10 protein-coding genes and 1 tRNA gene are annotated in these 9,516 nt (G+C 68.6%); 1 reads left to right on the top strand and 10 read right to left on the bottom strand.

Annotated elements, in window-relative coordinates; genetic code table 11:
* Window positions 1-162 precede the first annotated feature (162 nt).
* Entirely contained in the window at window positions 163-1,542 is a 1,380-nt protein-coding gene (gene hisS / locus ACTHJF_RS04175; protein WP_440265990.1) for a histidine--tRNA ligase, read from the bottom strand.
* Between the two features lie 151 nt (window positions 1,543-1,693).
* Here hisS and ACTHJF_RS04170 point away from each other — a divergent pair.
* Window positions 1,694-1,770, top strand: a tRNA-Pro gene (locus ACTHJF_RS04170).
* An 86-nt stretch (window positions 1,771-1,856) separates the two neighbouring features.
* Here ACTHJF_RS04170 and ACTHJF_RS04165 read toward each other — a convergent pair.
* The 9 genes from ACTHJF_RS04165 to ACTHJF_RS04125 form a co-directional block, all read right to left on the bottom strand.
* Window positions 1,857-2,279 carry an SRPBCC family protein gene (locus ACTHJF_RS04165; RefSeq protein WP_440265989.1) on the bottom strand — a complete coding sequence of 141 codons (423 nt, stop codon included), beginning with the start codon at window positions 2,277-2,279 and terminating at the stop codon, window positions 1,857-1,859.
* Window positions 2,280-2,406: 127 nt separating this feature from the next.
* Entirely contained in the window at window positions 2,407-3,216 is an 810-nt protein-coding gene (locus tag ACTHJF_RS04160) for a ferritin-like domain-containing protein (RefSeq protein ID WP_440265988.1), read from the bottom strand.
* Window positions 3,217-3,321: 105 nt separating this feature from the next.
* Window positions 3,322-4,797, bottom strand: a complete 1,476-nt coding sequence (purF, locus tag ACTHJF_RS04155) for an amidophosphoribosyltransferase (RefSeq protein ID WP_440256721.1) — start codon at window positions 4,795-4,797, stop codon at window positions 3,322-3,324.
* A gap of 29 nt (window positions 4,798-4,826) precedes the next feature.
* Window positions 4,827-5,543: a CvpA family protein gene (locus ACTHJF_RS04150; RefSeq protein WP_440265987.1), complete on the bottom strand. Its 717-nt coding sequence runs from the start codon at window positions 5,541-5,543 to the stop codon at window positions 4,827-4,829.
* A 31-nt stretch (window positions 5,544-5,574) separates the two neighbouring features.
* Window positions 5,575-6,612 carry an SPOR domain-containing protein gene (locus tag ACTHJF_RS04145; RefSeq protein WP_440265986.1) on the bottom strand — a complete coding sequence of 346 codons (1,038 nt, stop codon included), beginning with the start codon at window positions 6,610-6,612 and terminating at the stop codon, window positions 5,575-5,577.
* Between the two features lie 89 nt (window positions 6,613-6,701).
* On the bottom strand, window positions 6,702-7,988 hold the full coding sequence (gene folC / locus ACTHJF_RS04140; protein ID WP_440265985.1) for a bifunctional tetrahydrofolate synthase/dihydrofolate synthase: 1,287 nt from the start codon (window positions 7,986-7,988) through the stop codon (window positions 6,702-6,704).
* A 21-nt stretch (window positions 7,989-8,009) separates the two neighbouring features.
* Window positions 8,010-8,606 carry a GNAT family N-acetyltransferase gene (locus tag ACTHJF_RS04135; protein WP_440265984.1) on the bottom strand — a complete coding sequence of 199 codons (597 nt, stop codon included), beginning with the start codon at window positions 8,604-8,606 and terminating at the stop codon, window positions 8,010-8,012.
* A 4-nt stretch (window positions 8,607-8,610) separates the two neighbouring features.
* The gene (locus ACTHJF_RS04130) at window positions 8,611-9,018 is read right to left on the bottom strand and encodes a ketosteroid isomerase-related protein (RefSeq protein WP_440265983.1); all 408 of its coding nucleotides are present in this window, start codon (window positions 9,016-9,018) and stop codon (window positions 8,611-8,613) included.
* A 65-nt stretch (window positions 9,019-9,083) separates the two neighbouring features.
* Window positions 9,084-9,248 carry a hypothetical protein gene (locus ACTHJF_RS04125; RefSeq protein ID WP_440263100.1) on the bottom strand — a complete coding sequence of 55 codons (165 nt, stop codon included), beginning with the start codon at window positions 9,246-9,248 and terminating at the stop codon, window positions 9,084-9,086.
* Between the last annotated feature and the right edge of the window lie 268 nt (window positions 9,249-9,516).

Genomic DNA, 9,516 nt, shown 5'->3' with positions numbered 1-9,516 from the left:
AAAAAATTATTAAAAATTTTTTTATTTTGCCCTGTTTAAATTTTTTTCTTTTGGGGGGGTGTGGTATTTTTTTTTTCCTGTTTGCGGGTTATTCCGGGCACGGAGCATTTCGGAATGGCGGTGCTGGAGGCCTCTGAATGACGCCCCAGATCCATCGCTTCCTCAACCCATCACCGCCGCCTGCTCCAGTTCCACCCGAAGCGTCTTGATCAGCTCACCGCGCGCCACCTCGAACTGGTCCTCGCGGCGCAGGTCCTTCACCGTCACCACGCCCTTGGCCAGCTCGTCTTCGCCCAGCACCAGCACGAAGCGGATGCCGGCGCGGTCGGCGTACTTGAACTGCTTGCCGAGCTTGCCCGCTTCCAGCACCACCTCGGTGGCGATGCCGGCGCTGCGCAGCTCGCTGGCCAGGGCCAGATAGGCCGGCAGCTGGGCCTCGTCCATCTGCGTCACCAGCACGTCCACCGTGCTCTGCGCGGTGTTGATCAGGCCGGCGTCGCGCAGCTGCCAGTACAGGCGGGTGAGGCCGATCGAGATGCCCACGCCCGGCAGGTGCGACTTGGTGTACTGGCCGGCCAGATTCTCGTAGCGGCCGCCCGAACAGACCGAGCCGATCTGCGGATGGTCGTTGAGCGTGGTCTCGTAGACGGTGCCGGTGTAGTAATCCAGACCGCGGGCGATCGAAAGGTTGAGCGCGTAGTGCGTGTCCGGCACGCCGAAGGCGTGGATCAGGCCCAGCACTTCCTTCAGCTCGGCGCGGCCCTGCTCCATCGCCTCGGGGCCTTCGCCCAGCGCATCGAGCTTGTCCAGCGCGTCCTTCAGCGAAGTGGAGCGCACCTGCACGAAGGCGAGAATCTGGTTGGCCACCTCGGCGCTCAGCCCGAACGCCTCGCCGGTGAGCGTGTCGCGCACGTAGTCGGCGCCGCGCTTGTCCAGCTTGTCCACCTCACGCAGCACCAGCATCTGCTGCTCGGCGTCGGTGATGCCGAGCTTTTCGAAGTAGCCGCGCATCAGCTTGCGGTTGTTCATCTGGATGGTGAACGCGCCCACGTTCAGCTCGCGGAACACGCTGTAGATCACCGCCGGCACCTCGGCGTCGTAGCGGATCGACAGGCTGTCCTTGCCGATCACGTCGATGTCGCACTGGTAGAACTCGCGGAAGCGGCCGCGCTGGGCGCGCTCACCGCGGTACACGCGCTGCATCTGGTAGCGGCGGAACGGGAAGCTCAGATCGCGCTCGTGCTCGGCCACGTAGCGGGCGAGCGGCACGGTGAGGTCGAAGCGCAGCGCCAGTTCGGGAACGCCCTCGTCCGGCTTGCCGAGTGATCCGGTGGACTGCACGAAATACACCTGGCGCTCGGTCTCGCCGCCGCTCTTGGTCAGCAGCACGTCGGAGTATTCGATCACCGGCGTCTCGATCGGCAGGAAGCCGAAGCGCTCGTAGTTGCGGCGGATCACGTCGAGCATGCGCTGGAACGCGATCTGGTCGAGCGGCAAAAGCTCGAGCACGCCGGGCATGGTGCGGGCCGGGGTAAGCGCCATGGAATCCTCTGCTTTACGGTGACGGATGGCCGTGAAACGGCAGCCCGCAAGATTAGCAGATGGCCGGCGCGCCTCCCCGCCCCGCGGGCGCTCGCGACACCCTGCCCCTGTTGCCAAGGTCGAACGTCATCGCTAGAATGCGCGGCTCCCACGGGGTGTAGCTCAGCCTGGTAGAGCGCTACGTTCGGGACGTAGAAGTCGCAGGTTCGAATCCTGTCTCCCCGACCAAAAATTCGACGAAAGAGCCGGCCACGTGCCGGCTTTTTTGTTTTCGCCATCCCGCAGCCACTACCGGGTCGGCGCGGAACCCGGGATCAATCGGCGGCGTGCAGCTGGCGCAGCCCCTCCAGGCCCATGCGGTAGATACCCGAGACCGCCTCGCGCGCCTCCTCGTCGCTTCCGCCGTGGGCATCGAAGGTGGCCGCCCAGGTCACGCGGCAGCGCTGCGGGCCCAATGGATCGACCCGCACTGTGCTGACGTAGTCGGCCACCGGCAGCGGGGACTCCACCATCGTGTAGCGCAGCGCGCGATCGTCGTCGCTGGACAACACCATCCGCTCGCGCACGTTGCCGCCGCCCTTCAGGTGCAGCACCCGCTCGATGCTGCCGTCGTGGTGCACGAGCTCGCAGCGCTCCACCACATCGAGATAGCGCTGCGCCCCGCCGAAATCGCCGAGCGTCTTCCAGACGGCATCGGCGGGCGCTTGCAGGTCGACTGATTCAGACACACTGAGCATGGGAATCCTCCATGGCATGGCATCGTCCGCCGGGATCGCGCGATACGAGGGCAGAACGATGGTGGGTCTTCGAACCTAACCGGCCCACCGCGCAGACAAAAGCTGCAGCGCAGCGACCGCAGCGGGCTCAACCGCCGGCGGCCAGCATGGTCAGCTGATCCATTTCCGCCTCGTCGAAGCCTGCCGCGAGGCGGGCCGGCCGGTTGAACGGACCGCGCAGGCTGGCGCCCATGTGGGTGCGCAGCAGTTCGATGAAGGTTGTGCGCGGCTCGATCCCGTCGCGCGCGCAGCACCAGTGGAACCAGCGCGTGCCGGCGGCCACGTGGGCCACTTCCTCGCGCAGGATCACCTGGAGTATTTCCACCGTGCGCAGATCGCCCGCACCGGTGAGCCGCTCGATCATGCCAGGCGTCACATCCAGTCCACGAGCCTCCAGCACACGCGGCACCAGCGCCATGCGCGCGGTGTCGCGGCGGGCCGTCTTCTCGGCCATTTCCCACAGGCCGTTGTGCGCGTCGAAGTCGCCGTAGGCGTGGCCAAGCTCAGCCAGCCGCTCGCTGAGCATGGCGAAGTGGCGCGCCTCGTCGTGCGCGCAGCTGGCCCAGTCGCGGTAATAGTCCGTCGGCATACCGCGGAAGCGATACACCGCGTCCCACGCCAGGTTGATCGCGTTGAACTCGATGTGCGCCACGGCGTGCACCAGCGCCGCGCGTCCCTCGGGCGTGCCGAGCCCGCGCTGCGGCACCTGGCGGGCGGAGACCAGCACGGGGCGCATGGGGCGACCGGGCGCGCCGATCGGCAATGGCGCCGGCGCGGCGGCATCGGGCGCCAGTTCGCCGGCCTGCAGCGCCTGCCAGGTAACGTGGGTCAGGCGCAGTTTCTCGGCCGGATCGGCAGCGTCGAGGCAGCGCTTGGCGGCGGCGTGAAGATCGCTCATGGATATCGCGATGTAGGAGCCCGCCCGCGGGCGATGCTCTTGCTTTGATGTCGATCAAGAGCCAAAAGCATCGCCCGCGAGCGGGCTCCTACAGAAGGGTGTGGATCAGGCGGTACGGCGGGCGGCCTTGGCATCGTCCGAGCGCATCAGCTCGATCTGCTGCAGGTATTCCTTCTCCAGGCCGGTGACGTACTCGCCGGAGAAGCACGAGGTGTCGAAGTGCTTGAGATCCTCGTTGCCGTCCTGCACGGCCCAGATCAGGTCTTCCAGGTCCTGGTAGATCAGCCAGTCGGCGCCGAGCTGCGCTTCCACTTCCTTCTCGGTCTGGCCGGCGGCGATCAGCTCGGTGGCCGAAGGCATGTCGATGCCGTAGACGTTGGGGTAGCGCACCGGCGGCGCGGCCGAGGCGAAGTAAACGTTCTTCGCACCGGCGTCGCGGGCCATTTGGATGATCTGCTTGGAGGTGGTGCCGCGCACGATCGAATCGTCCACCAGCAGCACGTTCTTCTTGCGGAATTCCAGGTCCACCGCGTTGAGCTTGCGGCGCACCGATTTCACGCGGTCGCCCTGCCCCGGCATGATGAAGGTGCGGCCCACGTAGCGATTCTTCACCAGGCCCTCGCGGAACGGCACGCCGAGCGCACCGGCCAGCGCGCTGGCGGCGGTGCGAGCGGTGTCGGGGATCGGGATCACCGCGTCGATGCCGTGGTCCGGGCGCAGTCGCATGATCTTCTGCGCCAGCTTCTCGCCCATGCGCAGGCGCGCCTTGTACACCGACACGTCCTCGATCATCGAATCGGGGCGGGCCAGGTAGACGTACTCGAAGATGCACGGCGCGTGCGTGGCGCCCTCGGCGCAGTGGCGGCTGAACAGCTGGCCGTCGTCGGTGATGATCACCGCCTCGCCCGGCGCGATGTCGCGCAGGCGCTTGAAGCCCAGCACGTCCAGCGCCACCGACTCGGAGGCCACGGCGTATTCGCGCCCCTCGGCCGTGATGCGCTCACCCAGCACCAGCGGGCGGATACCGTTCGGGTCGCGGAAGGCGACCAGGCCGTAGCCCAGCACCAGGCCGATGCAGGCGTAGCCGCCGCGGGCGCGCGCATGCACGCCGGCGACCGCCTTGAAAATGTGGTCCGGCGTGAGCGCCATGCGCTCCTGGATCTGCAGCTCGTGCGCCAGCACGTTCAGCAGCACCTCCGAATCGGACTCGGTATTGATGTGGCGGCGGTCCTCGTGAAACATCTCGCGCCGCAGCGACTCGGTGTTGATCAGGTTGCCGTTGTGCGCGAACGCGATGCCGTAGGGCGAGTTCACGTACAGCGGCTGCGCCTCGTCCGCCCCTTCGGAGCCGGCGGTCGGGTAGCGGCAGTGACCGATCCCGATGCGCCCGCGCAGGCGCCCCATCGAGGCCTGGTTGAACACGTCGCGCACCAGGCCGTTGCCCTTGTGCAGGCGCAGGCGGGATCCATCCACGGTGGCGATGCCCGCGGCGTCCTGGCCGCGATGCTGCAATACGGTGAGGCCGTCATAGAGCGCCGAGGCGACCTCGGTGATGCCGACAATGCCGATAATTCCGCACATGATGGTTTACGCCTGCGTGGGTGTTGCGATTACGGATGCGAGGAGACGTCCGCCGGGTCCGCCGTGGTGGGGGCCGCTGGCGTAGACGCAGAAGATGACGATGTGGGTGCGCCGGGCTGGCCACGCAAGGCAGCCTGCAGGTCGCCCAGCGACGGCGCGCCGTTGGCGCCACGGGCGTCGAGCATGTTGCGCACCCCCTGCAGGTCGGCCGCGCCGGACATCTGAGGCAGTTTGGGCAGGCCGTCGAGCACCTCGGGCGAAGGGTGCAGGTAGCGCGCGGTGCTGGCCGGCAAGTGGCGTCCGACCGCGATCGCCACCGTCTGAAATTGCGGCAGCAGCAGCGACTGGCGCCACCACGGCTCGCGGGTGACCGCGGTAAAGCCGAGCAGGAACACCATCAGTGCCACCAGCAGCACGCCGCGGGCAAAACCGAACAGCATGCCCAGCGCGCGGTCCGGGCCGGACAAGCCCGCGCCAGCGACCAGCCGCCGGAAGATCGCATTCACCAGGGCGCCGACGATCAGCACCGCCACCACGCAGATGCCGTAGCCGGTCACCAGCCGCAGCTCGGGCGTGTGGATGCTGTGCTCGAAATACGCCGCCACGCTGGGGCCAAACGCCCAGGCGACCCAGATCGAGCCGATCCAGATCGCCAGCGACAGTACCTCGGCCACCAGCCCTCGCCACAGGCCGATCAGCACGGATACGGCCAGCACGCCGGCGATGAAGTAATCGGTCCAGTTCATCCTGCGGCGGGTCCGGGGCGGCGGGTGTGGATCAGGGGACGCTGACGACGTTGCCGGCCAGACCAAGCTTGGACTTGATCTGGTCGCGCACACGCTCGGCATCGCTGCGCTGGGTCTGCGGCCCGGCGCGCACGCGCCAGAGCTTCTTGCCACCGGCGACCACCGAGTCGACGAAACCGTCGAACCCGCCGGCGCGCAGCTTGTCGCGCAGCGCATTGGCGTCGGCCTGGCTGCTCATCGCAGCCACCTGCACCGCCCAGCCACCGGCGCGCGCGGACGCCTTCGGCGCCGTGCTGGCCGGCTCGTCGCCGGACGGCGTGCTGGCACCGCTTTCCAGCCGCACCGGCACACCGACGATGCTCTGGGTGATCTTCAGTCGCGCGCTTTCCGCGGCCGTGCGCGTGGCAAACGGCCCCGCTTCCACCGCGGTGAGCGATTTGCCGCCCTGCTGGATCACCCGGCTGCTCACCGGATAGCCCAGCTTCTGCACGCGCTGCATCAGGCTGCGCGCCCCCGCGCTGGACGCATAGGCACTGAGGTTGAGGCTGTAGTTGCCGCGTGCCGCGGTGGCCGGCGGCAGCGCCGGAGCGCTGGCCTTGGGCGGCTCGGCTGCGGGCGAGCGCGATTTGATCACCGGCTCACTGGCGGCCGGCTTGACCGTCGCCGGATCAGGCGCCGCGGCCGGCGGCGGGTTAGCGGGCGAAGGCGTCGCCGCGGCCGGTGCGGCAGGCGTGGGTGCTGGCGTCGCCGCCGCGCTTGCGCCGTCGCCCGTTTCCACGTCGGTTGGGCGACGCGAGCGGATGTCCACCGTGGCCAGCTGATCGCTGCTGCCACCGGTATTGGCCGCCGGGATCACCACGGCGCCCGCGCTGGCCGCCGCGGCGGGGGCGGCAGCGTCTGGATCCAGGCTCATGGTCTTGGTCTGCAGGTCGCGGTCCGGTGCCGGCGGAATGGCCAGGCTCACCGTCTGATCGCCGGCAGCCGTGGGCGGGCTGCTCGGGAAGAACATCGGCACGAACAGCACGAGCAGCGCGATGAGAACAAAAGCTCCCAGCAGGCGAGTTTTCAAGACGGGCTCCAGGATGGGCAGGCGCGGCGCACAGCGGCGGAATTATACCCGGCCGCGCCAGTTGTTCCGAAAATCCACCCGCGTCGCGTTCAGGCGACGCCCGATGCAAGCACGGCCGCAGCGACAAAGAACGAACCGAAGGCGAGGATGCAGTCGCCTGGCTGCGCCGCATCGCGCGCCGCCGCCAGTGCGGGCGCGACACCGGCATGGGCGTCGTGCACTGCCCCCGGCAGTGCGGCGTGCAGGATGTCCACCAGCGCCTGCACCGGCAGCCCGCGCGGGCTGTCGCGATCCAGTCCGGCCAGATGCCAGTGCGCGATGCGCGGCCCCAGCGCGGCGAGCACGCCGGCCACGTCCTTGTCCGCCAATGCGCCGAACACCGCATGCACGCGCCCGTGCGGCGCGCCATCCAGCCACTGCGCCAGCGCGCGCGCCGCCTGGGGGTTGTGGCCCACGTCCACGTACAGCGGTGGATCGCCGCCCAGGCACTGCAGCCGCGCGGCCACGCTCACGCGCCCCAGCGCCGCGGCCACCGCCCGCTCCGGCTCGGCACCCAGCACGCCCGCATCGAGCGCGTGCAGTGCAGCGATCGCCGCCGCCGCGTTCGCGTATTGCACCGGCGCGGCCAGCGCGGGGTCCGGCAGTTGCATCGCCGTGCCGTCACGATGCCGCCAGCACCAGCCGTGGTCGAGCCGCTCGACATGGAAATCCACACCCGCGCGCTCCACCCGCGCGCCGATCGTGGCCAGCGCGGCGAGCAGGCCGTTCGGCGGCTGCGTCTCGCCCACGATCGCCGGACGGCCCGCACGCGCGATGCCCGCCTTCTCGCGACCGATGCTGTCACGATCCGGCCCCAGCCAGTCCACGTGATCCAGATCGACCGTGGTGATAACCGCCACGTCGGCATCGATGATGTTCACCGCATCGAGTCGCCCGCCCAGCCCCACTTCCAGCACGGCGACATCGACGCCGGCGCGGGCGAACAGGTCCAGCGCGGCCAGGGTGCCGAACTCGAAGTAGGTCAGCGGAATCGGCGCCTCCGGCTCCTGCAGGCGGGCGGTCTCGATGCGCTCGAACGCCGCGACCAACGAGGCGTCATCGGCGTCGCGCCCATCGATACGCACGCGCTCGTTGTAGACCAGCAGATGTGGCGAGGTGAACGCGCCGGTGCGCTTGCCCGCCGCCTGCAGCGTCGCTTCAAGCATCGCCACGGTGGAGCCCTTGCCGTTGGTGCCGCCCACGGTGATCACGTAGGGCGCAACGCGCGGCGCGCCCATGCGCTGCCACACGGCACGCACGCGATCGAGCCCCAACTCGATGCTGCGCGGGTTGACGCCTTCCTGGTAGGCGAGCCATTGGGCGAGGGAGCGGGTCATCGGCAATCCGGAATGAGAAAGTCAGGCGTCCAGCGGACGCAACCAGAAGCGCAGACGGTGCTCGCGCTCGGTCGCTTCCTCGGGCTCGGCCCAGGACAGCGTGCAGAACATGTCGTCCTGGCGCCGGTAACCGCGCTTGGCCCAGAACGCGTCGTTGGGGCGGTGGCCTGGCGGGCAGCGCGGATCGTCCGCGTCGCGCTCCACCGCGCAGAACGCCGTGCACGTGAAACCGCCGAGCGCTCGCGCGTGTGCCTCGCGCTCGTCGAAGAAGCGATGGCCGATGCCCTGCCCGCGATAGCCCTGCAGCAGCACCGACTCGCCGAAATAGAACACCTCGTCCACCGCCATGCCGCGCGCGCGGAACGGCACCTGGAATGCCTCACCATCGTCGGCCAGCGGAATGCCGCTGGAGGCACCGACGACGTTCTCGCCATCCAGCGCCAGCACGAACACGCTGCGCGGCGAGTTCGCATACGCCGCCAGGTAGCGGCGCTCGTAGGCGAGGTCTCCCTGGTACAGGTACGGCCAGTCGCGGAACACCGCGATACGCAACCGCGCCAGTTCGTCCAGATGCGGCGTCACCGCCGCGCCGACGCAGGTGATCACGCGCAGGCTCATCGACTCAGCCGCCGGAGACCTGGGCGATCCAGTCGGCGAGGTTGTAGTAGTTGCTGACGCGGCTGATGCGCCCGTCGCGAAGGTCGAAGAACGCGCCGCCCGGCAGCACGTAGCGCTGACCGTGTGCCGCCGGCAGGCCCTCGTCGTCGGCCAGGTAGCTGCCGTGCACCTCGTACTCGGCGGCGGCACGCAACCCGTCGGCAGAAGCCATCACCACGATCTTCTGCAGTTGCTCGCGGTAGCTGCGGTTCATCCGCGCCAGGAAGGCACGGAACGCCTCGCGCCCGTGCTCGCGGCCGCCCTGGTTGAGGTCATGTGCCACGTCGTCGGTGAGGCAGTCCAGCATCGCCTCCCAGTCGCCGCGGTTGAACGCGTCGTAATAGCGCTGGATGAGGGCGATGGCGTCGGACATGGGGGGCGCTTCCGGGTCGATGACAAGGCGCGGATTCTAAGCCATCGCACCGACCCAGCGCCCGTTCAACCGAACAGGTGGATGCCGCTGGCGCGCAGCGCCCAGTACATGCCGAAGGCGGTCCAGAACAGCTTCTTCAGCGCCTTACCCGCAAGCAGCGCGGCGAGCAGGCCGAGCAGCAGGGGGAGGTGGCGATCGAGCACACTGCGGGTGTCGTTGACAGTATTCATGGTGAGGCTCCCTCGCCGGAATCGGCGACGAAACAAAGCATCGGAAAAACGCCCTCGATGCGGCAGCGGCGGTCGTCAGCGATTGCGGGTGACAGGCGTCAGCCGCCCGGCGCGGAAGGTGTTGAGCGATGCCCTGCTGCCAGGAGCGCGGATGCGCCCTGATTGTCGAGCGATCGAGTGCGCGTGCTCGGATATGGAGGTAAGTCCGCGCGCCCCCTCACCTGACCCTCTCCCCCGAGCGAGCTCAGGGGAGAGGGCTAAAGAAGCG

The sequence above is a fragment of the Dyella sp. genome (assembly GCF_051962475.1).
In the GTDB taxonomy this organism is placed as follows: Bacteria; Pseudomonadota; Gammaproteobacteria; order Xanthomonadales; family Rhodanobacteraceae; genus Dyella_A.
Note: the sequence above shows the minus strand (reverse complement) of the source record. Positions and strands in the feature narration are given on the sequence as shown.